The following is a 25,272-nucleotide window of genomic DNA, read 5'->3' on the forward strand; positions in this document are numbered from 1 at the left end:
CCCTCATCCTCTTTCTTGTTATCAGCGGGATGCTCCTTGGCCTCCTCTTCTACTCTCCGCTCTCCACGCTTCTTTCGAGCCTTGCAAGCCCCGAGATCCAGTTTGCGATCCTGCTCAGTCTTGTAACGAGCGTGGCATCGACCATCATCTGCATAGCCATCGCCGTCCCGGTTGCCTATGCGCTTGCCCGGTATACGTTCCCGGGAAAGCGGATCGCAAGCCTTGTCCTGACACTCCCCCTGACGCTCCCCCCGCTGGTTGCCGGCATTGCGCTCCTCCTCTTTTTCGGTACAACCCCGTGGGGAAAGGCGCTCGACAGTGCCGGCTTTGCGGTTATCTTCACACCGCTGGGGATCATCGTTGCGGAAGTCTTCGTCAATCTCCCCTACATGGTCCGCATCATGCGCTCGACATTTGCATCCATCAATCCGCGGTTCGAGCACGTGGCAAAGACGCTCGGGTGCACGGAGACCGGTGCATTCTTCCGGGTCTCGCTTCCCATGGCACGGCACGGACTGATAGCCGGTACCGTGATCACGTGGTCCAAGGCAATGGGGGAGTTCGGCGCCGTGCTGATGCTTGCCGGCGCAACAACCATGCGGACCGAGACGCTGCCCATCGCCCTCTACCTCAATATCTCGACAGGAGACGTGGACCTTGCCATCGCGGCCGCTACCATCCTGATCCTGATCTCGCTTATCGCGCTCTGCACGGTCGAATACCTTGACAAGAACGTGAACGTCTTTTAGGAGGACCAGTCCATGCTTCGCATCGAATCCCTCTCCATCACGCTGGGTGAATTCTCCGTTCATGACGTTTCGCTTGAGATTCGTTCCGATGAGTACTTCATCGTCCTGGGCCCGACCGGCGCAGGAAAGACCGTTCTCCTGGAGACCATTGCCGGGATCCATACTCCCAAGACCGGAAGGATCATTCTCGATACGGTTGACATTACGGACCGCGAGCCCCGCGAGCGGAACATCGGCATGGTGTACCAGGACTACATGCTCTTCCCCCATCTCACGGTCGAAGAGAACATCGCGTTCGGGCTGCGCCAGAAAAAAGTCCCTGTACATGAACAGCGGGATCGCGTGCTGGAAATGTACGACCTGATGGAGATCGGGCATCTGAAAAAACGCTACCCCGGCACGCTCTCCGGGGGAGAACAACAGCGGGTAGCCCTTGCCCGGGCCCTCGTGCTCCGGCCTGAGGTCCTGCTTCTCGATGAGCCGATGAGCGCACTCGACAGCCGGAGCCGGGAGCGGATGCGCCGGGAACTCTCCCGGATCCGGAGCGTCACCGGGACAACCATCGTCCAGATCACCCACCATTTCGACGATGTCTTTGCCCTTGCCGACCGGATCGCCATCATGCGGGAGGGGCGGATTGTTCAGGTAGGGGAAACCTCAGAAGTATTTCTCCACCCCTCCGACACCTTCGTTGCCGAGTTCCTGGGGATCGGCAACATCATCCGGGGGAGATCGGATCGCGAGGGCAATATCACCCGCATCACACCCGCCCGCGGCCCGACCTTTACTGCGGCCTCACCAGTCACGGGAGACGTGGTCGCCACCCTGCATGCCGAGGACGTTATCCTCTCAAAAGCCCCGTTCGAGTCCAGTGCCCGAAACTGCCTGCCGGGGACCGTTACCGGGATCGTTTCTTCGGGAAGCACAGTGCGGGTGAGCCTGGATGCGGGGTTCCCGCTTACGGCACTCCTCACCCGCGAGAGCTGCCGTGACCTTGATCTGAAAGAGGGGAGCGGAGTATTTGCAACGTTCAAGGCAACAGCGGTGCATGTGATCCCCATGAATGGGAATGGACGCCCGGAGTGAGAGCCCGCGGGGTAATACTTTCACCATTCCCTGCCACGCTTTTATCGTGCTCCTTAAGAAACAATACCGACAACCATGATACCTGATTGCAGGCTTACGGCATTTGTTCTCTTTGTCAGCAACATTGAACAATCGAAACGGTTTTACCAGGATCTCCTTGGCCTTGAGATCGAGATGGACATCGGGGTGAATGTGGGATTTAAAAACGGCCTTGCACTCTGGCAGAAGGATTATGCCCTGAATGTGATCCACGGAAAGCAGACACCGCCTGTCAGGGGAAACGATATCGAGATCTATTTCGAGACCGGGTCCATCGAAGGTGCCTGGGAAACCGTTTGTTCGCAGGGTGTCGAAATCGTCCACGAGCCCCGCGAGCAGCCATGGGGCCAGAGAGTGTTCCGGGTCTATGATCCGGACCGGTTTATTGTCGAATTCGGGGAACCGATGCAGGCAGTCATCCTTCGGATGCATCGCGAGGGGATGACAGAAGAGGAGATCGCAAAGAAAACAACAATGCCAGAGGAGATCGTGCACCAGATAATGACAGGGTGAAGGCCGGGGATTCACGGGATACCAAGACGATAATAGCAGGACATCCCTGCGATAATTGCAGGACATCCCTTCAGGAGCTGGAAATCTCCCTGTTTATAGTGGGAAAAAACGCCCGGGTGATTCCAATGAGGTGAAGCGGTCAGCTGGCTCTGCCACTAAAAAACACCGGTCGCCTCTAAAACACCAGCACGCGCTGGTGCTCGGCCTGCACGTTCCCGGGCGGGTAAAAAAGGATCTTGCCAAATCCGGGATACCCGATGTCGAGGACAGCATTCAGGTCCTTGATCTTCGCAAGGCCCCGCTTCTGCAGGGAGGGCACGAGAACGAAGAAGTGGAGGTTCTCGCTGCCGGCGACAGTGTTGATGACCTCCTGGATATTGAACGGCACGGAGTCCGGGGGTACCCGGTGGCCACCGGCAACCGTGTGGACTCCGTCCTCAATAAAGACCACCCGGGTCAGGATGCCCTGGTGGGCGCAGGCAACGGCAAACGAGAGGGCGCCAAATGCGTGCTCCGTGCTGTACGGGTTGCTTGTGACAAGGACAGTGACCGGAGGAGCCGTGCTGCTCTTCTCGGCCCGGTCGAATGAGACTGCAGCTCCTTTCTTCGGGAACTGGATCGAACCGGAATTCGCGGAAAGGATAATGTGGGATCGCTCGAACCGGTCAATGATTGCGTTCATGTCCCGTATATGAAAAGGCTTAATGGTACAGGTTGAGATTACCGACCCGTTCCCGTCGTCCCAGGTGCTGTAGCCCCGGGCTGTTGCGCACCGGTTGCAGGCAAGGAACGTGCTGGGGAGACCCTGCCGCACCGCACGGTCGTGTATTTCCATGAGGCCCGTGCCGATATTCTCGGCCTCCGTTGGTTTCTGGCCGTTGTGGGCAATGTGGATCCCGTCAAGATTGGCATAGAGTTCGGGAGAGAGCCGGGCCGCAAGGCCGGCTGAGAGGCAGTTGACGCCATACCATGCTGACAGGTGCATGTAGGGGGACTCGTTCTGGAGCCAGCCGACAGCGTCCGGGAGCGGCGGCCGGTTCTGCCGGACGAGCCCGATCACGTCATTCCAGAACGAGGGGCGGTTGTCAGCAGAAAGGCTGTTGTTGTCGATCACCTGGTCGGGGTATTTCATCTTCAGGCGCTGGACCGTGATCCCGCGGAGCTCCAGTTCCTGCCGGTCGCAGACAAGACGGACCGAGGCAAGGGAGAGGATCACTTCCCAGGCCTGCCGGGTCTCGGTGTCTTCAAGGCTGTACAGCGCATCGCCGGTGAGGAGGAGCACCACCCCCGGGCTCCCGGCCGGGGCCCGGTGCATCAGGGTCTCCGGGTAGAGCTGGACAAAGAAGAACTTGAGGCACTCCTCGAGCCAGGAGAGCCGTTCCAGGGACACGTGCCCGGACAGGAGGAAAAAATGCGTTGTCATGGTCGGATGGCAATGGGGAACAATATCTTATTTTCTTGCAAGCCGGATCTCCCAGTGCCCGTCCGGTGATCTCACGGTTTCCATCGAGAGTCCCTCCTCCCGTGCGATCCGCGGAATAGAGGTCGTAACGGCGGGGAAATTATCGCAGGTAATGAATAATTCCCCGGACGGGGATAAAGCCTTTGCTTCCTTCTCAACCACCGAAAGGCAGTACGGGCTCGTCTTACCGGAGATATCGAGTTTCTTTGCTGCCATAAGAACCCTTGTCCGGGGGACCTCATTGAGTATTCTCCCTTCCGCGAAGATAATCCCTTGGCCGGGGATGCAATGAAAACAGGTAAACCCAATGAAGAAGTACACCAAAGGTGATCAACCATGAGTGACGCGAAGATCAAAAAAGCACTGCAGGAAGCGGGAATAACAGAGAAGATCACCTGTGCCCAGGCATTTGATATAGCACAGAAAGTAAAAGTCTCCCGGATGGCAGTCGGGGAGTACTGCACGAAGAACCGGATCAAGATCCGGGAGTGCCAGCTGGGCTGCTTCAAATGAGCAGGTTCTTCTCTGTCATCTCAGTGACCGATGCAGTGAAGGTTGCAGAGAAGATCGCCCCGTTACCCGGGAAGGAGACCGTCCCGGTCGAAATCTCCGCAGGGCGCGTACTGGCCTCCGACATTTCTGCTGACACGGACGTCCCGGGCTTCGACCGGTCCGTGGTGGACGGGTACGCCGTGCGGTCGGCCGATACGGCGGGCGCGGGGAACTCTGCCCCTGCCCTCATCCGGTGTGCAGGAAGAGTAGCGATGGGAAAGCACGATGCGACCCTCGCGGTTGGAAACGCCGGGTGTGCCTATATCCCGACCGGGGGCATCCTCCCGCCGGGAGCCGACGCTGCGGTCATGATTGAGTACACGGAGGTTGCCGGGGACACGGTCCTTTTGAAGAAGGCTGCATCCTATGGCGAGAACATCATCCGGAAAGACGAGGACTTCCAGGCCGGCGAGACAGTCTTTTTGGCCGGAAGACGGCTCAGCCCGCAGGACACAGGGGTGCTTGCGGCCTGCGGGTGTATGGACGTCCCCGTTGCAAAGAAGCCGGTGGTCGCTATCATCTCGACAGGCAACGAGCTCGTGCCGGGAGGGGTCGTGCCCGGGCCAGGGCAGGTACGGGACGCCAATGGCCCGATGCTCTCTTCGTGGCTCCGCGAGTACGGGTGCGAACCCCGCCTCTATGGGATCGTCAAGGACGAGCGCGAAGCGTTCGAGGCAGTGATCGCCAGGGCAGTATCAGAATGTGACGTGGTGCTCCTCTCCGGGGGAAGCTCCAAGGATGACCGGGACATGACCGCACGGGTTATTGCAGACAAGGGAACGGTGCTTGTCCACGGGATCGCCCTTGCGCCGGGCAAGCCGACCATTATCGGAACGATCGATAGTAAACCGGTCTTCGGGCTCCCCGGCCACCCGGCCTCGGCCTTTGTTGTCCTGATCGCGATCGTCCGCCCGCTGCTCGACCGGATGCTTGGGCAGACTGATCCTCTCATCAATACCGTGCAGGCAACCCTTTCTGAGAACATCCCCTCGCAGCGGGGGAGGGAGGAGTATGTCCGCGTGAAGCTCAGGGACGGGGTCGCGACCCCGCTCTTTGGCAAGTCCGGACTCCTCAACACGCTTGTCCGGAGCCACGGATTGATCCGGATCCCGGCAGGGTTCGAGGGATTGGAGAAGGGGAGCACCGTTGATGTAATCCTGTGGTGACCCGGACCTTCGATGAGGCCACCCTGCTCCAGATGGAGCCGATTCTTTTTTTACAGCCGCTCACGCAGTATCCTTCTTCTGGACGGCAATACCGAACAGTGCCCGCACAACCGGAATTCTCCTGACGATCTCGTAACAGGCAAACGTCACAAAGAGACTGATGAGAACGATCAGCGTGAATTGAACCACCGGCGGGACAGGAACGGCGATAAGGTAGTACGCAGCAGCCACCAGGACGGCATGGTGGATGATGTATACCGGGTACGATGCCCCTGCAAGATATTCTGTGATGGTGTTGGAGAAGTTCAGCAGGTGCCTGCCGGTTCCCAGGAGGGCGAGGACACCGGCCCAGCCGGTGAGGACATAGAGCGGGGAAGAACCCCAGAAGAATCCCCAGTTGCCGAGCATGATGCCGCCAATCCACATGACGCCGGCAGTGAGCGCAATCCATAGTGCAACGAGAAGAGCCCAATTCTTGTCCAGAGACACCTGTGCCTCATCGGACGCAACCAGGGCATACCCGATGAGGAAGAACAACAAGTACGAGGGCAACGAATACCCGCCCACGTTCGGGCCGGCAGCGTTCAGGAGCCAGGCCGGAATAAAAAGGAGGAGGAGAACCGGAAGGGGCATGACGATGGAGGTAAACCGGGACCCGATCAGCCGCCGCGAGAGCTGGATAAGGCAGAGTGCTGCAAGGGAGACGAGAAAGAGGAACAGGAGGAACCAGAGGTGGTCTACGCTGAATTCACCGGTCATCCCGTTGGTGTACGGGAAGGCGGAAAAAGAGCTGAAGAAGTGCACGACCGCGCCGGCATAACTCCCGTCATAGCCGGTGTGGAATTTCAGGGCAAAATAGGCAATAACAGGGCAGACAATAACCACCCCGGCAAAGAAGGGGACGAGGAGCCGCCCTGCACGTTCCTTCAGGTACGCGAGGGGCGTGCGTTTCTGCAACGCGAACGTTGTGCTGATACCGGCAATGCAGAAAAGGAGCGGCATGATCCAGGGCTCGATGGCAACCGTGAGACAATGCGCTGCCACGGAGGGGTACGGGGACATGACATAGTAGCTGTACCACCCGGCACAGAAGACGAAAGCGGCGTGGGTCGGGAAGAGCAAAAGAATAGCTATCCACCGCAGGTTGTCGATGAAATGCAGCCGGACCATGAGATGATCTGATATTCGATACCGGGAAAGAAGACGGTTACGCTATGAACTGCCCCCGCCCAACTGTTTCAGCTCGCCAATGCTGCTCTCTTCGCGTGCCATGCCAGCAGGTACGCAAGGGCCATCCCCGCGATGAAGGCAAGCGTGATCGAGCTGACGAGTGCAAGGAACCCGATGACCACAGTCACGGTAAGCGAATCGGTTTTCAGGCTGTGGCGCCCCATCTCGATCCCGACAAAGACAAGCAACGCGCCGAGCACGCCCACCGCAATGAGGGAGAGGACCTGCGGGGAGGTGAAGAACAGGGCAAGCACAATGAAGATCAGGCCGGCATAGATGTTTGCCCCGCCGGTACGGGCGCCGTACCGGTACTGCCCCGCAAGCCCACCGGCGCCATGGCACATCGGGAAGCCGCCGAACGGGACTGATGTCAGGTTCATCAGGCCGATGGTGGTGGAGAATTTCTTTGGCGGGACATCCCGTCCAAACAGGTCCTTTGTCAGGAGCGAGGTGGCAAGGATGGCATTTGCGATGGTGAGGACAAGTTGCGGGAGAACGAGTTCTGTGAGCGCAGGGACGATATCCGTGGGCAGGGGGATCACCAGCCGGGGTGCAGGGATCAGGCTGATCGGGGGCAGGCCAAAGAGCACGATACCCCCGAGAAGGCCCACGGCAATGACGCAGATCGAAGAGATGTCAGGGATCCCCCGGAACCGGACCAGGAGGAGGAAGCCGACAATGACCGCGATCCCGATCCCGAAGAAGAGGGGATCTTCGATGATGAACCCGGCTGACGAGCGGAAGAGGAGGAGGGCAAGACCGAGCTGGATGCCCCGGACAACGCACTGGGGCACGTACTGTTCAATGATCTCGAAGAAACGGCCATAGCCAAGGATGAGGAAGATGATACCGAGGACCAGGCCGGCAACAGCGATCTCCCCGGCCGAGATCCCACCGGTTGCACCCGCGGCAATGACCACGACTGCGATAGCCTTCATCGGCTCCAGCGGGATGGGCAGACGGTAATACAGGCCGGTGAGGATGAACCAGATCCCAAAAAAGAGGAGGATGTAGCGGGGGTCCACATCAGAGACGAGCGCAACGGCAAGGATGAGCGGGATGATCGTCCCGAAGTCCCCGAGCGATCCTGCAAGCTCCGTGAGAGAGAACGAGAACGGGATCGGGGAGGATATTTCTGTCGCCTGGGTCACGGGATAGTATCCTTTTGCGTTTACTACAATAAAGGGGATGAACGGGATTAACCTTTCCAGCCGCCCCGCCACCTGCCGTCGGGCACGTATTCAATAAATTTATCTGCTTGTTTACTGTAACAGTCACTAAGGTATGCTATGGCGGATATGTTCACGGACCTTTTAATCTATATCGGTATAGGGGTCATCACGTTTGCCATCGGGATGGTACTCGGTTACCAGCTGCTGGTCATGCACTACACGAAACGGTTCCTCGTGGTTGCAAAGGAGTGTTCGGATGCTGATTCGGTAGTCCCGCTCGTGGACGAACTTGCGAGGGAGTCGTAACGGAGGAACCATGGTAGACCTACTGAGTTATTCCCTGGTCATAATCACCTGCTTCTGTTTTGGCCTGATTGTCAGTTTCCAGATTGCACATATCCACTATGTGAGAAAACTTACGGCGCTGGTACGCCGCTCCGTATCCACGAAGACCATCGCGCCGGTGCTTGCCGAATACGAGACGCTCAAGCCCCGGAAATAATCCTCTTTTCTTCTTTGTTTCACCCGTCCCTGTTCCCTTCGCGGGCGCTTGTTCCGCGAGCGGTCCCGGCCTGCCGCAAATCAAATCTCTAATACAAAGAAGGCCAATATTAGGGTAATGCGTTGTACTGTGCTTGCCAGCGGGAGCAAGGGCAACTGTGCCATCATCGAAGGCTCATCCGCCACCCTTTTGATCGACGCGGGCCTCAGTGCGAAGGAGTTGTTCCGTCGCATGGCCGCGGCCGGTCTCGACCCGGAAGCGATCAGCGCGATCCTCGTCACCCACGAGCACGGCGACCATATCCGCGGGCTTGACGTGACCGCCCGGAAACTCGATGTTCCGGTCTACGCAACCGAGGGAACGCTCAGCGATTTCCTCGGGTATCGGAAACTCTCGAAGAAGCCGCTCGTCCACCATACCTGCCAGTATCATGAACGGTTCACGGTCGGGGACATATCCGTGGAGCCATTCGCTACCTCCCATGACGCGGCAGAGCCCTGCGGCTTCATCATGACCGAAGGCGACTGCCGGATCGGGTACTGTACCGACACCGGGATCATGACTCCCCGAATGCTCTCCCTCCTCCGGCCCTGCGACGGGATCGTGCTTGAAAGCAACCACTGCCCGGAGATGCTGGCAAACGGGCCGTATCCCGAATCGCTCAAGCGGCGGATCCGGTCAAAACACGGCCACCTCTCAAACCAGGCCGCAGCCGAATGCCTCCACGGCTTTGGAAAGGACGTGCCCCACATCATCCTCGCCCACTTGAGCGAGATCAACAACACGCCTGAGAGGGCGCGGAGCACGGCCCGCGACGGCCTCGGCCTCTTTTTCATGGAGGAGCACGTTGTCGTGGCAACGCAATGCGGGAGCTGCCCCGCATCGCCGCAGGAGATCCGGCTCTGACCGGGCCCACCCGGGTAAGAAATGATTATGTTCATCCCCCAACCCATGTAAGATCAGCAGGGAACACCGCCATGCGCTTCCAGGATTTTGCACAGACCTGCGGGCAGCTGGAGAAGACATCCGGCCGACTCGATATGATCGCGATCATCAGCCAGATGCTCCCCGGCCTGAGCGAAGAGGAACTGCCGGTCTTTGTCCGGTTCGTGATGGGCCGGATCTTCCCTGACTGGAGCAGCAGGAAACTCGGCATCGGGCCAAACCTCCTGTACGAGGCGGCCGGGTACGTTGCCGGGGTGAGAAAAGAGCAGGTGATCGACAAGATCAATGCAACCGGGGACGTCGGAACGGCAGTCGAGGAACTCCTTGAACTCAAGTCCCAGACTACCTTCTTCCACGAGGACCTCGAACTCGTGCAGGTGTACAACGAGCTGATCGCCATTGCCGATACGGAAGGGAAGAAGTCCCAGCGGGAGAAAGGGCTTTTAGTGCGGCGCCTGCTCGCAAACGCCCGCCCGATCGAGGGGCGGTACCTTGCCCGGATCATGCTCGAAGAACTCCGTATCGGCGTCGGGGAAGGGAGCGTGCGGGAAGCGGTGGCAAAAGCCTTCGGGGTTGATTCCTCTCTTGTGGAGCATGCCCAGCAGGCGCTCAACGACATGGGTGAGGTGGCTCGGCTTGCAAAGACCGGACCCGCTGCGCTCGAAGACGTGAAGATCACGCTCTTCCACCCGGTGCGGATGATGCTTGCTCAAGCAGGGAGCATTGCCGGCATGACCGAAGAGCATGGCGAGATTGCGGCGGAGTTCAAGTACGATGGCTCCCGCTTCCAGTTCCATAAAAAAGGCAACTGGGCCCGGCTCTACTCGCGGAGGCTCGAGGACGTGACCGCGGCACTGCCGGATGTCATCGGACAGCTGATGGGCGCAACCGACCACGACGTGATCCTGGACGGCGAGGTGATCGCTATCAAAGACGGCAAGCCGATGCCGTTCCAGTCCGTGCTCCGCAGGTTCCGGCGCCGGCACGATGTTGCAGAGGCACAGGAGAAGATCGAGATGGTGCCAAACATCTTCGATATCCTGTACCTCGACGGAGAGACCCTCATCGATCTCCCGTTCACCGAGCGCCGGAAGAAACTGGAGAGCGTAGTGAAGCTGTTTATCGCCCCGCAGACTGTCAGCAGCAGCCGGGAAATGATAGAAAAGACATACAACGATGCCCTTGCCGCAGGCCACGAGGGGATCATGATCAAGGTACCGTCCTCACCGTACACGCCGGGCCAGCGGGGAAAGAACTGGATCAAGATCAAACCCGAAGTGGACACCCTCGACCTTGCGGTGATTGGCGCCGAGTGGGGTGAGGGGAAGCGCGCCCATGTCTTCGGCTCGTTCCTTGTCGCCTGCCAGGACCAGGGAAAACTCCTCCCCTTAAGCAGGGTCGCAACCGGATTCTCGGACGAGCAGCTCGCCGAAGTGTACGACCTCCTCAAGGACACTGTCGAGCGGAAGGCGGGAAAGGAGGTCACGTTCGAGCCCACGCTTGTCTTCGAGGTCGGGTACGCTGAACTGCAGGCGAGCGTGAATTACGAGGCAGGGTTTGCCCTCCGCTTCCCCCGGTTCATCCGGATCCGGGACGACAAGGACATCGCCGACATCGAGACCATCGAGAGCATCCGGGCCCGGTACCAGCAGCAGGCGAACACGGCGCAGGCGTATCAGGATAAGTGAAACCTGCCAGTGTCTTTTCTTTGTCTCATGGTAGATGGAATACATTTGCAGATTGTTCTGCCCTGTTGAAACCATCATTTGTACGATGGGGGCTGATGCCCCCATACCCCCGGTTGTGATGACGGGCCGCCGACTCGAAGAACCGAATGGTTCTTCTCGATTTCGTGGTTCTGATGAACCACTCAATCCCCAAAGGGCGAGTCGAAGTTATCACTTCTCCACAGCCTGCGGCTGTCCCCGTGGCGGCATCAATTACTTGATCGGGTCATATTTTTTGTACGGGTAATTCAGAGGCATCATCTGCGCCCCCGCCCCTCGGGGCGGGCTGGCGCAAGGGGGGCGATCTCAACAGGAAAATGATACTCTTCAGAGTAAAAAAAAGTGCGATTTGAATATCATTGAGAACTTTATCCACAGATGACTATGGATTTCCTTACGACTTCTTCTCCCCACTTATCTCTGAGGGAATCAAAAGAACTGCCCCAGCGTCCGCTGCGTCCGCAGTTCGGGGATCAGCGTGCTGTGGTGCACCCAGCTGTCAGAGCCGATCACCAAAACCGTGTGGGCAACCGCGGCATCGAGCGTAGGGAACACCAGAGGGGGGGCAGCCATCGCTTTCCTTGTTGCCTCCCGGATCACCCATGTCCCAAGCGGTGCCCAGTACTCGTTCGAGACACTCCGGACAACGATGACGCGGGCACACCGCCGGATGCGGTCCAGGTACTCGCAGACCGCGAGCCGTGCGGAGTAGTACGCGCCTGTGATAGGGGAATAGCCCTGCTTTTTCATTCCCTCCCGGTCCTGAACAATCATCTCCTCTTCCCCGCCCCAGAGCGTGTGCGCCCCCCAGACCTCGACCATTTCGTACCGCCAGTCGCCCGGCACGAGAATGCAGGCAATGCGGTTGCCGAAGACCTCTCCGGAGAAGACGAGGATCTCCTCGATCGGGGCGTTACGGGCGATCTCCTTTTTCAGGTTCGTCGAGACCGTGTCGTCAACCGCCGTGATGGCCCAGCGCGTGGGAACGAACTTCCGCCGCTTGCCCAGAAGCCCTGCGGTCATCAGCTTCGAGACCTGGTATACATCAACGGATTCGTGTGCCAGCGCAACGCAGGCCTCGGTTGCGGGGAGGTCCGTGTCGGAGGTGATCCGATCCACCACCCGCTCCACCCGTGCGCTGCCGATCACGTCCAGGGTTTTCACGGAGCCAGTCATTCCGACCGGCGCCATGGTCCCGTCAAAGGTGAGCGAGAACGAGACCGGGCGTTCAAAGGAAACGTCCACGTCCAGCGGCACGGAGGAGAGCGCGATCTCCTGCAGGTCCCCGGCAACAGAGGTGAGGGCCGAGCTCCCGCGGAGAGTGCGTGCCCGGATACCAACGATCTCGTCCATGCCGAGGTTTCTCTTCAGCCAGTCGGGAGGATTGTCCGAATCATTGACCATCAGCGGGCCGCCCCGTACATCGGGATACCCGAAGCTCCCGATGAAGACCGATGGGGAGCTGCCCTGGTAGCTTGCCGAGGGCTTTGCCAGCGCAGCTGCCTGTGCGTGGAAACGGCTCACAATGGGGCAGCGGGGGAGCCCGCAGAGCCCCTTTCCCTTGCACTCGACACACCGGATCATCGCTGTACTCTCACCACCTGCTGAAGGGCCGGACACGAAGGAGAATCAGTCCGGGTTTTTCGGGTCATGGGACGGGAGAGCGGGGGGACTTGTGATGATCGTGACCTGCGGGGAAGTGGCCGGTGCCTGTACAGCCTTGACCGGCGCTTTGACGAACTTGCTCTCCAGCTCCGAGAACGAGACACGCCAACCGACATCATAGCGGGCGCCGCACTCCGGGCAGATGAGGATGACGCGAAACACCTCGCGGGTGGACTTGACGGGGTTGTCCTTGTCGGCGTTCGTGCCAAGGAACGAGGTGTGGAACCCCAGCTCGTACCCGCAGGACGGGCAGACGCGGAACTCGCCCGCTGCTTTGACCGTGGTGATGGGCCCGGGAACTGTCATAGGACTAAAGAATGAATTAGGATCTTTTGCAGAATTAACATTGCCTGCGCCCGGCAACCGCAAGGATGATCTCCATCGCATTCTCCCGTCCGTTGGCAGAGCCCGTTGTTGCCCGGATGGGGTGCGGTGGGATCTTCATGGTCTCGGCAAGTTTTTCCTCGAGCGTTTTTGACGTGAACGTCCTCCCGTCGATGGCGACTCCCGCCCCCATCTCCACGATCTTCTGGGCATTGTTCTGTTGTTCGGGGTGTTTTGGGTCAAGGATGATCAGGACCGGTTTTCCAAAACTCAGGGTCTCGTGGAGCGTTGTCAGGCCGCCGTGGACGATCGCGACCTTTGCCTGTGCCATATGCTCGTACAGGTTTTTGACATAGCCGTGAGTGAGGAAATTGCCGGACGATGCCGGAAGCCCCGGGGTTGTGGAGAAGACAGCAAAGGTCTCGTCCGGGTGCCGGCCGGCAACCTCGCGGAGCATCAGGTACATCGGGAGCTTGTAGGGTTCCCCGCCGAAACTGGCAAAGATGGTCTTCTGTTCATGGACGTACTGGCCCGGGTCCAGCATGTAGAACGGGCCGGTGTACCGGTACCGCTTCTCTTCGGCCCGGGGGATCCGGATATTGTACTGGCTGACCGTATTAGGCGGGGCAAAATCGGGAATGATGACCTTCTTTGCAAGACGGAGGTACCCGCGGACGAGGCGGGAGAGGAGCCGCCAGAGCGGATTCTTCTTCCCGTTCGGCCCGCAGAACTGGTTCTGGTTGGTGATGAAGACCACCGGCACACCCTGCAGCCGTGCAGCAAGCACGCCGCCGTACATCGTGTCGCAGACAACGCAGTCGTACTGGTGCTCATGGATGAGGAGGGCGACCCTCCCGGCTGAACGGATCAGGTCGAGAAGGAGGAATTTCGAGTGCCAGAGAGTCCTCTTCATGCTGAAGAACCCGCCCTTGCCCTGGAGGCAGACTTCGCGCCGGACGCGGTGGAGTACCCGGCACCCGTGCTGTTTCATGAAGTCATAGGACTTACCGTAGCCGGCGAAGTGGACGTTATGCCCCTGTTCTTCCATAAAATGCCCGAGGTGGAGGCACCGGGACGAGTGTCCCAGCCCTTCGCCGCAGACTACAAAGAGGATCTTCATTCCAGCGCTTCAGCACATTTTTGTCCTGATGGCTGATGAATTATGGGGTTTCGCCGCCCGGCTCTTCGGGAATGAGGATCCAGGCAGCGAGATAAACGATGATACCGGTGCCAAGGGAAAAGAGCGTGAGCACGACCCAGATCAGGCGGATGACCGTGGGATCGATGTCAACATGGTTTCCGATCCCGGCGCAGATCCCGGCGATCATGCGGCCTTTCTGCGGGCGGACAAGCTGTTTCATACCGGATGAATGGAGATCCCCGGGTATTAATCCTCGCTTCTGCATCCCGGGCGATTACAACCGAGGGATTTATCTGCCGGACGCAAAGAAAGAGAATAGACCGGTATGGCTGGGACAGGAAGTACCCGCAAGCTTGCTACCTTCGGGGCGGGCTGTTTCTGGGGCGTGGAGGAGGCATTCCGCACGATTGACGGCGTGATCAGTACCGCTGCCGGGTACATGGGCGGATTTGTTGAAAACCCGACCTATGAGCAGGTCTGCACCGGGGAGACCGGCCATGCCGAGGTCGTGCAGGTCACGTATGATCCCGCCCGCGTCAGCTACGAAAAACTGCTGGACGTCTTCTGGTCTGTCCACGACCCGACCCAGCTCAACCGGCAGGGACCGGACATCGGGCCGAACTACCGCTCGGTGATCTTCTTCCACGATACAGAGCAGGGAATCCTTGCGAGGAAATTTAAACTCGACATCGAGCTTTCCGGGAGGTTTGGATCCCGGAACATCATGACAGCAATCCAGCCGGCCGGCCCGTTCTGGCGGGCCGAGGAGTACCACCAGCAGTTCTTCAAAAAGAGGGGCAGCGGGCGCTGCCATCTCTGATCCTTCGCGTTTTCCCGGTTTTTTTCGCATGATTTATCAGCAGGGCTGGAAATACCAACGTACCATGGACATCTCCGGAACCATCCAGATTGTCGCAACGCTTGCAGAAGTGGCTGTTGCCCTGATTGCATTCCTGATCGCCGTACAGAAGAAGAAACTTTACGGCTGGTTTATCGGCATTACATTTGCACTCTTCGTTGTCTTCGACCTTGCCCGTATCTTCTCGCTGGAGATGTCGGCCGAGCTGCACGCGCTGGTGCTCCTCATCGCCTGCATCTCGATGGTCGGCGGCGTGTGGCTCCTCTGGAAATCGCAGTAGACGGGACTGCAATTCACAGGATATATCAGGGGTACCGCACCACCTCCATATCATGGACATCTCAGGGGTCATCCAGCTCATTGCATCCGCTGCCGAGGCATTCGTTGCACTGACAGCGGTGTGGATTGCTGTACAGAAGAAGAAAGCGTACGGCTGGTTCATTGCCATCACGTTCACCCTTTTTGTCCTCTTCAACTGTACCCGAGTCTTCGGGCTCGCGATACCAGAAGAACTGGACGCGCTGGTATTCCTCGCGGCTGGCGCCTCGATGCTCTGGGCAATGGTGCTGATCCATAAAGACTCCTGAACCAGTTTTCCCTCCCCCCGCACACGGAACGCAGACTTATAAGCCAGTGCGGATACCATTAGCTGATCATATTCTCCGGCCCGACCCGGGCAGGGGGTGGCGATGCGATGATACAGATCTACCGTTCAAGGAAGGATATCGAACCGGCTATTACCGATCTCATCGACGCTCCCTGCGAGGGCGCATGGGTGCGCATGACTGCCCCCACTGACGCGGAACTGACAGAGATAGCCTCCTCATGCTGCCTCCCGCCGGAGTTCCTCCGCGCAGCGCTCGATGAGGAGGAGCGGCCGCGCATCGATGCCGAGGACGGCGTGGTCCTCGTGGTGCTCGATGTGCCCATGGTCACGGAGGTAGCAGGGATCCAGACCCTGACTACCCTCCCGCTCGGCATTGTCATTTCTGAAAAGATGGTCGTCACGGTCTGCAACCGCCAAACCCCGGTCCTCGATGACTTCATCGCAGGCAAGGTCCGTCACTTCCACACGGTCAAGAAGACCCGGTTCCTCTTCCAGATCTTCTACCGCAATGCTTCCGCTTACCTGCACCACCTGCGCCAGATCGAGCGTTCAATCTCCCGGATTGAAATGGAGCTCCACCGCTCGATGAAGAACGAGGAACTCTTCCAGATGATGGAACAGGAAAAGAGCCTCATCTACTTCTCAACCTCGCTCAAATCCAACGAGGCAGTGCTGGAACGGATCCTGCGGACAAAGCCCCTGAAGATGTACGAGGACGACGCCGAGTTCCTCGAAGACGTCATCATCGAGAACAAGCAGGCCATGGAGATGTCGCAAATCTACCTGCACATCTTAAACGGCATGACCCAGGCCTTTGCCACCATCATCTCGAACAACCTCAACATCGTGATGAAGTTCCTCGCCTCCATCACGATCATCATCGCCGTCCCGACGATGATTGCGAGCTTCTATGGCATGAACGTCGAAGATATCCCCATCTCCAAGACCCCTCTCGCATTTGAGACCATCTTCCTCATCTCCTTTATGATCTCGGTCCTCCTTGGCCTCTTCATGTGGAGGAAGAGGTTCTTTTGAAAGACTGCCGTTCCATCAGGAAGGGCAGGCTGGAGAAGGGAGGCATCAGCCGACCTTCGACTTGGTGAGTGTTGTGAGACCCGAACCGCGAGAAGAATCCGAAGTGTTCTTCGAGTTCCGACTGGTTCATCAGAACCAGGAGGACGAGAAGAACGCCTCTGCGTTCTTCGAAGAGACTGTCACATTTTCCCGGACCGGCTGCTCATTTACCGGCTGCTCCCTTTAAAGCGCTCCCGCTCTCTGTAAAAAAAACCGTAAAAGGAAAGAAGATGGGCCCGCTGAGATTCGAACTCAGGACCTCCGCCATGTCAAGGCGACGTCATAGCCAACTAGACCACGAGCCCTCGATTGGTCTGATGCTCTATAACATCTGCTCTGGTATTATTAAAAATTAGTGTAACCGATCGCAGGACCGCGGTAGTTTGTCCCGGATCAGTTTCGTGTGCTTTATCTTCTGTACGCCCCCACAAAAAAATGATCTACCATGTCTGGACAAACACAACTCTTTACCTTCGAGCATGACGCAGGCCGGCTCGAACTGCTCATCCGTATCGTATACTGGATCCTGATAGGCATTGTCCTGTGGATCTACGGAATTATTACAGGCATCTGCCTCATCATCCAGTGGATCCACATCCTGATTCTCGGGCGCAGGAACGAGAGCCTCTCGAATTTCGTGAAGGGATACCTGGAATACTACGTGCACGTGATCGGCTACGTGTACTTCATGACCGACAAGCGGCCGGATATTCTGCCGGTGCCGGTGAAAATCTACGAGGAACTCTGAAGAGTTACTCTCGCGGTTCGGGTCTGATGACTGGTCGGAACTCGAAGAGTGCTGACGCACTCTTCTCATCCTCCAGACCTGATGGCCTGTCGGACTTCAAAGACCCCTGAAGATCATTTCACCCTCATTTTTTAAATCCAAGTAATTCATGGGTCACGATGGCTCCTCCGGCATCTTCTTTGTGATGTACCATGCATGCATGCCCAGGATAATGTACAGCGGGAAGAGGATGCCGTAGGTATTCGCCTCGCCATAGTACTTGAAGATCCAGACCGTTGCGGTGATGTCGATCTGGAAGATCATGATCCCCCACCATTTGCCGAGATACCCGTAGCCCAGTCCGGGTAACAGGAAATTGAGGACCCCGGCAACAAGAGGATTTTTCCTGAGCCGCGGGCGCCGGCAGAGTCCCCGCGGGAGGAGCATTGAGGGGACTTCACACTTCTGCGAGGCGAGCATTGCCTCCCATCTCACCTGCCGGTCCTCATCCCCCAGCGCATGGAGGAGGGCGGGCCCCGCATCGCTGCTCCCGATTGCGCCAAGCGCCCGGACTGCTTTGCGCCGCAGGTCTGCATCCGGGTCGGAGAGGAGGCTCGTGAGCACGGGAACCGCAGCGTTTCGGAGTGCGGTAAGCCGTTCCCAGTCCTGCATGCCGGCAGCGAACCACGCCCGGTCATCATCCGTTTCCGGGACATACCCTGCCTTGTTCAGGGAGACTGCCGACGCGTGCCGGACATACTTGTCCCGGTCGCGGAGCGAGGTGAGGAGGACCGGGACTGCCCCGCCTCCTTCAATCTGCCCGAGCGCAATGCAGGCCTGGTACCGGATCTCGCTGCTCTTGTCCTTTGTCAGGCCTGCCAGCGCATCCAGTGCCTGCACATCCCCGATCTGCCCGAGTGCGGCGATGATCCCGAGGCGACGGGCCCGGTTCCGGGTCGTGAGGGCTGCGATAAGGGGGCCGGTTGCAGGCGAGCCCATCCGTGCCAGCGCTTCCGCTGCCGACACCTGGTCTGCCGGATTCGCTGATGCGAGGTGGCGGATGAGCGCGGAGATGTCGCGTTGCTCCTCCAGCACTGCGATATCCGGCGCCGGTCTCGAAAACAGGTCCTGTGGCACCATCGGTATCACTGCTGATCAGAGATCCTCCGTGCAAGATAGTACGTGTGCAGGCCGAGTACTGCCGTGACGGGATAGGCAACGAAATAGGGCAGGAACGGGCCGGTTGCGAGCTGGGCAAGGACAATCACCGACATGTAGGCCATGAAGACCGGAAATCCCCACCACTTCCCGATGTAGTTGTACCCGAGGCCAAGGAAGAGGAAGTTTAAGATACCGGCGGCGACAGGGTTGGGGCCGGTGCGTTCGCGGGATGCGAGAAAGAGGGGCATGCGGGCAGGAGTGATCCCGCAGTTCATTGCAGCAAGGACTGATGCCCAGCGGACACCCGGGTCACGGTCCCGGATACCGTCCTCGCAGGCACGGCACCCTTCGCCCGCACCGATCTCCCCGATCAGCGAGACAACCCGTGACCGGATTGCCGGGTCGGGATCGTGAGAGATATCGCAGAGCAGCGGGACTGAAGCGGGCCCAGCCATTCGGACTGCATCCCAGTCGCACCGGGCGATACGGTACCGGAGGCGATCGTTTTCATGCTCCGGTTCCCACCCGAGCCGGTCAAGCGAGACGGCGGCTGCATACCTGAGGTATTTTGTATTGTCAGAGAGCAGCCGGACCAGGCAGGGGACGGCCTCAGGCAATCCGATCTCCCCGAGGGCGAAGACTACAGCGCAGAGAATCTCGCTGTGCTTCTCTTTCTGGAGGCGGGCGATGAGGGGACGGGCCGATGCCGGGTCCCTGATGCCGGCGAGTGCTTCGATGGCGCCAAGGCGCATGAGGGCCCGGGGAGATTGCAGGGCAGAAAGGAGATATGGCACTGCCGGAGTGCCGATGCCAATAAGGCCATCAGCAGCACGCTTCCTCATCGCCGGATCCGGGTCCGCAAGGCACCGGACAAGCGCCGGAACATCCCGTACGGCAATCAGGTTCCCGATATCCGCAGGGGGCCGGAAGAGAAGGTCGGCGGGCGGCATATGACTGGTGCCTTGTTCTGGATGGGTGAGTATGATGCCGGCACGATAATCAAGGTTATGCCCGGAAACCGGGACCTTCCCCCATAGTTCCTCCAGCAGCAGGAAGTACACCGTCCGACCCCCCTACGCCCACCAGCGGGATTCCTGTGCCTGCTTCGGGAGAGATCCGGCTTGTTTTGTTGAAGATTTGTGATCCCCTGTGGGGGGTCGGGCGGTGTACTAAATAAAAAAATGTGCGGCGGGAATGAGAAAAAAACGCATTTCACGGAGAGAACCATTCGACACTGTACCAGGATACTGTAGCTGATGTACACCGCCCGACCCCCTGTTATGGAAAGTCAGCACAGATTCCCGGATGATCTCTGATCAGGCTTCGCGAAGTCGGGATTGCAGATGCCAGGACAATGTCCGGGCTGAGAGAGAATTTTCCAAAAAAAAGAGTATCAGATCTTCTCATCCGATATCTTGGCAAACGTCATGGATGAGATTCCGGGCAGGCCGCGGAGTTCTTCGATCACGGGCTGCGGTACAGGGCTGTCCACGTTTAAGACCATCAGCGCCGGTTCCTTCGGGTTGAACCGGCCGACCTGCATGCCCGCGATGTTTATGTTGTTCTTGCCGAGCACGGTTGCTGCCCGCCCGATAACACCGGGCTGGTCCACATGCTTGGAGACCAGCAGGTAGCCCTCGGGGATCAGGTCCATCGTGTAGCTGCCGACTGCAACGATCCGGCTCCGGCCCTTCTGGAACACCGTGCCGCTGACCGACTCCTCGCCCTTGTCGGTCCGGATCTTTATGGTGATGAGGTTTTTTAATCCCCGTGCCTCTTCCGTCACGGTCTCGCTGACCTGGATGCCGCGCTCCTTTGCTACGAACTCTGCGTTCACGATATTGACCGGCTGCTGGAGGATCGGGTCGAGGAGCCCTTTGAGGGCAAGCCGGGTGACGAACTTCATGCTGCCGGCATAGGCCGAAAGCTCCCCACCGTAGATGCACTCGACCGAGGCAAGCCTGCCGCCTGCCACCTGGACCGCGAACCGGCCCATCTTCTCGGCAAGCTGGGCAAAGGGCTGGAGGGCTTCCGTGTGTTCGGAGGGGATCATGGGGGCGTTCACCACGTACTTAGCCGATCCGCCCTTTAAGACATCGATGCACTGCTTTGCCACCGAGACTGCCACGTTCAGCTGGGCCTCGACCGTGCTTGCCCCGAGGTGCGGGGTGACGATGACCTGGTCAAGGGTGAGGAGCGGGGACTCGGTTGGCGGTTCCTGCTCGAAGACATCGAGGGCAGCTCCCGCAACCTTGCCCGACTTGATTGCATCGTAGAGCGCCTTCTCGTCGATGATGCCACCGCGGGCGCAGTTGATGATCCGCACGCCGTCCTTCATCGTGGCAATGCTCTTCTCGTTGATGACATGCGTTGTCTCGGGGATGAGCGGGGTGTGGACGGTGATGATGTCAGCGATCTTGAAGAGGTCGGCCATCGACATCATCTCCACGCCGAGCTGGGCAGCCCGTTCCTGCGTGATGAACGGGTCGTAGGCCACGCACTTCATGTCCATGGCCTTTGCCCGCTTTGCCACCTCGCGGCCGATCCGCCCGAAGCCGACGATACCCAGCGTCTTCTCGTTCAGTTCCACGCCCATGAACTTCGAGCGCTTCCACTCCTTCTTCTTTAAGCTCGCGTTCGCCTGCGGGATGTTCCGGGCGAGCGCCTGCATCATCGCCATCGTGTGCTCGGTTGCCGCAAGGGTATTTCCCTCGGGAGCATTCGCAACAATGATCCCCATTCGGGTTGCCGCGTCAACGTCGATATTGTCGACTCCCACGCCGGCACGCCCGATGAACTTCATCTTCTTTGCGGCCCCGATAACGTTTGCATTGACATCGGTGCCGCTCCGCACCAGCAGGGCATCATAATCCCCGATAATCCTGCAGAGCTCGTCCTCTTTTAAGTCTGTCCTGACGTCTACGTCAACGGCAGCCCGGAGGATGGCGAGCCCCTCTTCCGCCAGCGGATCGCTGACGAGCACTCTCGCGTTTGCCATAAAAACCCATACAATATCAGCACCGTACTTAAAGAGGATTATTCTTTTTTTGACTGGTGCCGGGAAAGAAGAAGGTTTTCCCAATAGCGGGGTGAGGGGAGAACTGCCAAAGAAGAGTGCCTGCACAGCATACACCGGATATCATAATCCTTAAACAGGACGCCGGCAAGATCATAAGTGGTGCGAGCAATGAAAGATGTGCCCAATATACTCTGGCTCGAGGAGATCCGGAAGGAGGATATCATATCCGTCGGGGGCAAGGGTGCCTCCCTGGGGGAGATGGCCTCCATCGGCCTTCCGGTCCCCAGGGCCTTCGTGGTCACTGCCCAGGCTTTCCGCAGGTTTTTAGTCGAGACCGGTCTTGAGAAGAAGATTTTTTCATCTTTAGAGAACCTCGACGTGGAAGACAATGTGGCGCTGGAGAAGGCTGCCGACAATGCAAAGAACCTGGTCTTAAAAGCGAAGATGCCGGCAGCGATCCGCGACGATATCAAAAAGTCCTACAAGAAGATGGGCGACGAGCTGATCGTTGCGGTCCGTTCGAGCGCAACGGCCGAGGACCTGCCGGACGCAAGTTTCGCCGGCCAGCAGGAGACGTTCCTCAATATCAAAGGCGAGGCGGCACTCGTCTCGTCGGTCCAGAAGTGCTGGGCCTCGCTCTACGGCGCCCGGGCCATCTATTACCGGGCAAAGCAGGGATTCGACGACCATACCGTGAACATCGCGGTCGTTGTCCAGCAGCTGGTCCACTCGGAGAAGGCCGGTGTCATGTTCACGTCCCACCCCATCACGGGGGAGCCCGAGACCATCATCGAAGGCTCATGGGGCCTGGGGGAGGCTGTTGTCTCGGGAACAGTCTCACCGGACAAGTATGTCTTCGACCAGCGGAAGGAGACGGTCACAGACACCTACATTGCAAACAAGAAAGTGGAGATCATTGCCGACGGTGACCATGGCACGAAGATTGCCGAGGTTTCAAAGGACCGCCAGGACGCACAGGTCCTCTCAGACGCTGAAGTTGCCAAGCTTGCCATGTACGGGAAGATCGCGGAGAACCACTACGGGGTGCCGCAGGACGTTGAATGGGGCGTTGTGGCAGGGACGATCTATATCCTCCAGTCCCGACCGATCACGACGATAGGAAAGAAGGAAGGAAAGGGCATGTCACAGAAATCGGATGCAAAAGTCATCCTGAAAGGACAGGGTGCGGCCCCGGGGATCGCCTCCGGAAAGGTCATCATCATCAGGGACGTGAAGGACACCGGGGCAGTCAAGGAGGGCGATATCCTTGTTACCCGGATGACGAACCCGGACATGGTCCCGGCCATGCGCAAGGTTGCCGCGATCATCACGGACGAGGGCGGTATGACCTGTCACGCGGCCATCGTGAGCCGCGAGCTTGGCACCCCGGCCATTGTCGGGACGAGAAACGCGACCAACCAGCTCAAGAACGGGCAGGTCATCACGGTCGACGGCGAGATGGGGTTCGTGTACGAGGGCGAGATCGCACCCAAACCTTCCGCACAGGCCCCAGCGGCAGGGCAGGTTGTGGCCGTCAGCGCCCCAATCATCACCGCAACGAGCGTGAAAGTCAACGTCTCCATTCCGGAGGCAGCGGCACGGGCAGCGGCAACCGGCGCAGACGGCGTTGGCCTCCTCCGGATCGAGCACCTGATCCTCGGCCTCAACAAGACCCCCTCCTGGTACATTGTCAACAACCGCGAGGAGGAGTTCATAAAAGAGCTCCATGACGGGATCAAGATCGTGCTCGACGCATTCCCGGGCAAGCCGGTCTGGGTCCGTACCCTCGACGCCCCGACCGACGAGTTCCGGAACATGGCCGGTGGCGAGAACGAGCCGCACGAGCACAACCCGATGCTTGGCTGGAGAGGCATCCGCCGCGACCTCCAGAGCCCTGACCAGTTCCGTCTCCAGATCGAGGCCTTCAAGCGCCTCTGGAAAGACGGTTACGAGAACCTCGGTATCATGTTCCCGATGGTCTCCCACCCCGAGGAGTTCATCGTGGGAAAAGAGATGATGCGGGCCAGCGGCGTCGACGTGGAGAACGTAGCGCTCGGCATCATGATCGAGATCCCGGCAAGCGCCCTCATGATCGAGGATTTTATCCGGGCCGGGATAAAATTCGCATCGTTTGGGACCAATGACCTCATCCAGTACACGCTCGCCATCGACCGCAACAACGAGAACGTGGCGGACATGTACAACCCGAAGCACCCGGCAGTCCTCACCCTTATCCACAACGCCATCCAGGTCTGCCGGGCCTACAATGTCGAGTGTTCCATCTGCGGGCAGGCCGGTTCCGACCCGAAGATGGCCACCTGGCTCGTGGAGCACGGCATCACGAGCATCTCGGCAAACATCGACGCCATCCCGAAGATCCGCGAAGCCGTGGCAAAGACGGAAAAGCGCATTATCCTTGAAGCCGCGAGAACCAAAGATGCTGAATAAGGGTCAGTCCGAAGAAGAACTCTTCACCTTCCTTGCACAGAAGCGGCAGGAAGACCTTGACCATGATTTTATTTTAAGTTCCATGTGCACGATCCCGCACTCCGTTGCGGTCCGGGCACACTGCCTTTTCATGGAGACGAACCTCGGAGACCCGGGGCTCTTCCCCGGCACCTTCTCCTTAGAAAAACTCCTCGTGCAGCGGTTCGGCACGCTATTCCACTGCGAAAACGCCGGTGGCTATGCAACGAGCGGGGGGACCGAGTCCAATATCCAGGCGCTCCGGCTGGCAAAGGCGCAGTGCAGCGATATTGCGGTGCCCAACGTGGTTGTCCCGGAGTCCGCCCACTTCTCGTTCAAGAAGGCCTGCGACATGCTGGGACTCGAGGCGCGGCCGGTCCCCCTTGGCAGCGACTTCCGGATGGACGCCGATGCTGCCGCAGGGCTTGTCGACAAAAACACCATCTGCCTTGTCGGCATTGCCGGGACCACGGAGTACGGGATGATCGATCCTATTGCCGCACTCGGGAAGATCGCAGTGCAGCACGACCTCTTCTTCCATGTAGACGCTGCCTTTGGCGGCATGGTCATCCCGTTCCTGGACAGGCCCTCGCCGTTTGACTTCGCTGTCGGGGGGGTCACGACCATTGCGGTTGATCCCCACAAGATGGGTATGAGCACCATCCCCTGCGGTTGCCTCCTGACACGGGATCCCGACCTGCTGAACTCGCTGAACATCGATACGCCGTACCTCACCGTGAAGCAGGAATACACCCTTGCCGGCACACGGCCCGGGGCCCCGGTGGCCGGTGCACTCGCGGTCCTCGACTACCTCGGTGTTGATGGGATGAAAGCGGTCGTTACCGGGTGCATGAAGAACACGGAGCGTCTGATCGCGGGTATGGAGACACTCGGGTGCCCGCGGGCAGCGACCCCGGACCTCAATGTCGCGACCTTTTCCTGTGCAAAGGAGGCGATACCGTCCCCGTGGCGCGTCTCGTGGACCCGTAAGGGCCACCTCCGGATCGTCTGCATGCCGCACGTACACGCCGGCAGGGTCGAGGCGTTCTTCCGTGCCATGCAGGAACACAAAAAACGGTAAAGACT

28 protein-coding genes and 1 tRNA gene are annotated in these 25,272 nt (G+C 58.9%); 17 read left to right on the forward strand and 12 right to left on the reverse strand.

Annotated elements, in window-relative coordinates; genetic code table 11:
- The 3 genes from PHF39_RS10620 to PHF39_RS10630 form a co-directional block, all read left to right on the forward strand.
- A partial coding sequence (locus tag PHF39_RS10620) for an ABC transporter permease (protein ID WP_300223745.1) occupies positions 1-749 on the forward strand: 749 nt, incomplete at its 5' end.
- Positions 750-761: 12 nt separating this feature from the next.
- The gene (locus PHF39_RS10625; protein ID WP_300223747.1) at positions 762-1,835 is read left to right on the forward strand and encodes a TOBE-like domain-containing protein; all 1,074 of its coding nucleotides are present in this window, start codon (positions 762-764) and stop codon (positions 1,833-1,835) included.
- Between the two features lie 75 nt (positions 1,836-1,910).
- Complete coding sequence (locus PHF39_RS10630) at positions 1,911-2,387, forward strand: VOC family protein (RefSeq protein WP_300223749.1); 477 nt, start codon at positions 1,911-1,913, stop codon at positions 2,385-2,387.
- 175 nt (positions 2,388-2,562) lie between these two features.
- Here PHF39_RS10630 and PHF39_RS10635 read toward each other — a convergent pair whose 3' ends face one another.
- Positions 2,563-3,810, reverse strand: a complete 1,248-nt coding sequence (locus PHF39_RS10635) for a DsrE family protein (RefSeq protein WP_300223751.1) — start codon at positions 3,808-3,810, stop codon at positions 2,563-2,565.
- A 27-nt stretch (positions 3,811-3,837) separates the two neighbouring features.
- Complete coding sequence (locus PHF39_RS10640; protein WP_300223753.1) at positions 3,838-4,065, reverse strand: sulfurtransferase TusA family protein; 228 nt, start codon at positions 4,063-4,065, stop codon at positions 3,838-3,840.
- Between the two features lie 120 nt (positions 4,066-4,185).
- Here PHF39_RS10640 and PHF39_RS10645 point away from each other — a divergent pair, with 120 nt between their 5' ends.
- Together PHF39_RS10645 and glp are read left to right on the forward strand one after the other, a co-directional pair.
- A complete protein-coding gene (locus PHF39_RS10645; RefSeq protein WP_300223755.1) occupies positions 4,186-4,362 on the forward strand; it encodes a hypothetical protein in 177 nt (58 codons plus the stop codon).
- Positions 4,359-5,567: a gephyrin-like molybdotransferase Glp gene (gene glp / locus PHF39_RS10650; RefSeq protein WP_300223757.1), complete on the forward strand. Its 1,209-nt coding sequence runs from the start codon at positions 4,359-4,361 to the stop codon at positions 5,565-5,567. The genes PHF39_RS10645 and glp overlap by 4 nt, the downstream gene beginning before the upstream one ends.
- 60 nt (positions 5,568-5,627) lie before the next feature.
- Here glp and PHF39_RS10655 read toward each other — a convergent pair whose 3' ends face one another.
- Positions 5,628-6,737 (reverse strand): acyltransferase family protein, encoded by a 1,110-nt coding sequence (locus tag PHF39_RS10655; RefSeq protein WP_300223759.1) that lies wholly within the window; start codon positions 6,735-6,737, stop codon positions 5,628-5,630.
- 68 nt (positions 6,738-6,805) lie between these two features.
- The gene (locus tag PHF39_RS10660) at positions 6,806-7,948 is read right to left on the reverse strand and encodes a putative sulfate/molybdate transporter (protein WP_300223761.1); all 1,143 of its coding nucleotides are present in this window, start codon (positions 7,946-7,948) and stop codon (positions 6,806-6,808) included.
- A gap of 138 nt (positions 7,949-8,086) precedes the next feature.
- Here PHF39_RS10660 and PHF39_RS10665 point away from each other — a divergent pair, with 138 nt between their 5' ends.
- The 4 genes from PHF39_RS10665 to PHF39_RS10680 all read left to right on the forward strand — a co-directional run bounded on the left by PHF39_RS10665 (position 8,087) and on the right by PHF39_RS10680 (position 11,104).
- Entirely contained in the window at positions 8,087-8,275 is a 189-nt protein-coding gene (locus PHF39_RS10665; RefSeq protein ID WP_300223763.1) for a hypothetical protein, read from the forward strand.
- Between the two features lie 10 nt (positions 8,276-8,285).
- The gene (locus tag PHF39_RS10670) at positions 8,286-8,471 is read left to right on the forward strand and encodes a hypothetical protein (RefSeq protein ID WP_300223765.1); all 186 of its coding nucleotides are present in this window, start codon (positions 8,286-8,288) and stop codon (positions 8,469-8,471) included.
- A 117-nt stretch (positions 8,472-8,588) separates the two neighbouring features.
- Positions 8,589-9,377 (forward strand): MBL fold metallo-hydrolase, encoded by a 789-nt coding sequence (locus PHF39_RS10675; RefSeq protein ID WP_300223767.1) that lies wholly within the window; start codon positions 8,589-8,591, stop codon positions 9,375-9,377.
- 71 nt (positions 9,378-9,448) lie between these two features.
- The gene (locus PHF39_RS10680) at positions 9,449-11,104 is read left to right on the forward strand and encodes an ATP-dependent DNA ligase (protein ID WP_300223769.1); all 1,656 of its coding nucleotides are present in this window, start codon (positions 9,449-9,451) and stop codon (positions 11,102-11,104) included.
- 468 nt (positions 11,105-11,572) lie between these two features.
- Here the strand turns inward: PHF39_RS10680 and PHF39_RS10685 are convergent, their stop codons facing one another.
- Genes PHF39_RS10685 through PHF39_RS10700 form a run of 4 tightly spaced genes read right to left on the reverse strand, consistent with a single transcriptional unit; the run spans position 11,573 to position 14,493 of the window.
- On the reverse strand, positions 11,573-12,727 hold the full coding sequence (locus PHF39_RS10685; protein WP_300223771.1) for a hypothetical protein: 1,155 nt from the start codon (positions 12,725-12,727) through the stop codon (positions 11,573-11,575).
- A gap of 45 nt (positions 12,728-12,772) precedes the next feature.
- The gene (locus PHF39_RS10690) at positions 12,773-13,114 is read right to left on the reverse strand and encodes a hypothetical protein (protein ID WP_300223773.1); all 342 of its coding nucleotides are present in this window, start codon (positions 13,112-13,114) and stop codon (positions 12,773-12,775) included.
- A 34-nt stretch (positions 13,115-13,148) separates the two neighbouring features.
- The gene (locus tag PHF39_RS10695; protein ID WP_300223775.1) at positions 13,149-14,252 is read right to left on the reverse strand and encodes a glycosyltransferase; all 1,104 of its coding nucleotides are present in this window, start codon (positions 14,250-14,252) and stop codon (positions 13,149-13,151) included.
- Positions 14,253-14,292: 40 nt separating this feature from the next.
- Positions 14,293-14,493: a PspC domain-containing protein gene (locus PHF39_RS10700; protein ID WP_300223777.1), complete on the reverse strand. Its 201-nt coding sequence runs from the start codon at positions 14,491-14,493 to the stop codon at positions 14,293-14,295.
- Positions 14,494-14,598: 105 nt separating this feature from the next.
- Here PHF39_RS10700 and msrA point away from each other — a divergent pair, with 105 nt between their 5' ends.
- From msrA to PHF39_RS10725, 5 genes are all read left to right on the forward strand, one after another.
- A complete protein-coding gene (gene msrA, locus PHF39_RS10705) occupies positions 14,599-15,093 on the forward strand; it encodes a peptide-methionine (S)-S-oxide reductase MsrA (protein ID WP_300223779.1) in 495 nt (164 codons plus the stop codon).
- 64 nt (positions 15,094-15,157) lie between these two features.
- Positions 15,158-15,412 (forward strand): hypothetical protein, encoded by a 255-nt coding sequence (locus PHF39_RS10710; RefSeq protein WP_300223781.1) that lies wholly within the window; start codon positions 15,158-15,160, stop codon positions 15,410-15,412.
- 52 nt (positions 15,413-15,464) lie between these two features.
- Positions 15,465-15,719, forward strand: a complete 255-nt coding sequence (locus PHF39_RS10715) for a hypothetical protein (protein WP_300223783.1) — start codon at positions 15,465-15,467, stop codon at positions 15,717-15,719.
- A 107-nt stretch (positions 15,720-15,826) separates the two neighbouring features.
- Positions 15,827-16,774, forward strand: coding sequence for a magnesium transporter CorA family protein (locus PHF39_RS10720; protein WP_300223784.1), 948 nt, complete (start codon positions 15,827-15,829; stop codon positions 16,772-16,774).
- 73 nt (positions 16,775-16,847) lie between these two features.
- A complete protein-coding gene (locus PHF39_RS10725; RefSeq protein WP_300223786.1) occupies positions 16,848-17,000 on the forward strand; it encodes a hypothetical protein in 153 nt (50 codons plus the stop codon).
- Positions 17,001-17,044: 44 nt separating this feature from the next.
- On the opposite strand, the gene PHF39_RS10730 is transcribed toward PHF39_RS10725, so the two are convergent.
- Positions 17,045-17,118, reverse strand: a tRNA-Val gene (locus PHF39_RS10730).
- A 140-nt stretch (positions 17,119-17,258) separates the two neighbouring features.
- On the opposite strand from PHF39_RS10730, the gene PHF39_RS10735 reads away from it, so the two are divergent.
- Positions 17,259-17,561: a DUF4389 domain-containing protein gene (locus PHF39_RS10735; protein WP_300223788.1), complete on the forward strand. Its 303-nt coding sequence runs from the start codon at positions 17,259-17,261 to the stop codon at positions 17,559-17,561.
- Positions 17,562-17,714: 153 nt separating this feature from the next.
- Here PHF39_RS10735 and PHF39_RS10740 read toward each other — a convergent pair whose 3' ends face one another.
- The 3 genes from PHF39_RS10740 to serA form a co-directional block, all read right to left on the reverse strand.
- A complete protein-coding gene (locus PHF39_RS10740; protein WP_300223790.1) occupies positions 17,715-18,680 on the reverse strand; it encodes a HEAT repeat domain-containing protein in 966 nt (321 codons plus the stop codon).
- Positions 18,681-18,685: 5 nt separating this feature from the next.
- Entirely contained in the window at positions 18,686-19,651 is a 966-nt protein-coding gene (locus tag PHF39_RS10745) for a HEAT repeat domain-containing protein (RefSeq protein ID WP_300223792.1), read from the reverse strand.
- Positions 19,652-20,094: 443 nt separating this feature from the next.
- Positions 20,095-21,699, reverse strand: a complete 1,605-nt coding sequence (serA, locus tag PHF39_RS10750; protein ID WP_300223794.1) for a phosphoglycerate dehydrogenase — start codon at positions 21,697-21,699, stop codon at positions 20,095-20,097.
- 189 nt (positions 21,700-21,888) lie between these two features.
- Between serA and ppsA the strand changes: the two genes are divergently transcribed.
- Positions 21,889-24,168, forward strand: coding sequence for a phosphoenolpyruvate synthase (ppsA, locus tag PHF39_RS10755; protein WP_300223796.1), 2,280 nt, complete (start codon positions 21,889-21,891; stop codon positions 24,166-24,168).
- Entirely contained in the window at positions 24,158-25,267 is a 1,110-nt protein-coding gene (mfnA, locus tag PHF39_RS10760) for a tyrosine decarboxylase MfnA (RefSeq protein ID WP_300223798.1), read from the forward strand. The genes ppsA and mfnA overlap by 11 nt, the downstream gene beginning before the upstream one ends.
- Positions 25,268-25,272 lie beyond the last annotated feature (5 nt).

Source organism: Methanoregula sp., assembly GCF_028712425.1.
Classification (GTDB): Archaea; Halobacteriota; Methanomicrobia; order Methanomicrobiales; family Methanospirillaceae; genus Methanoregula.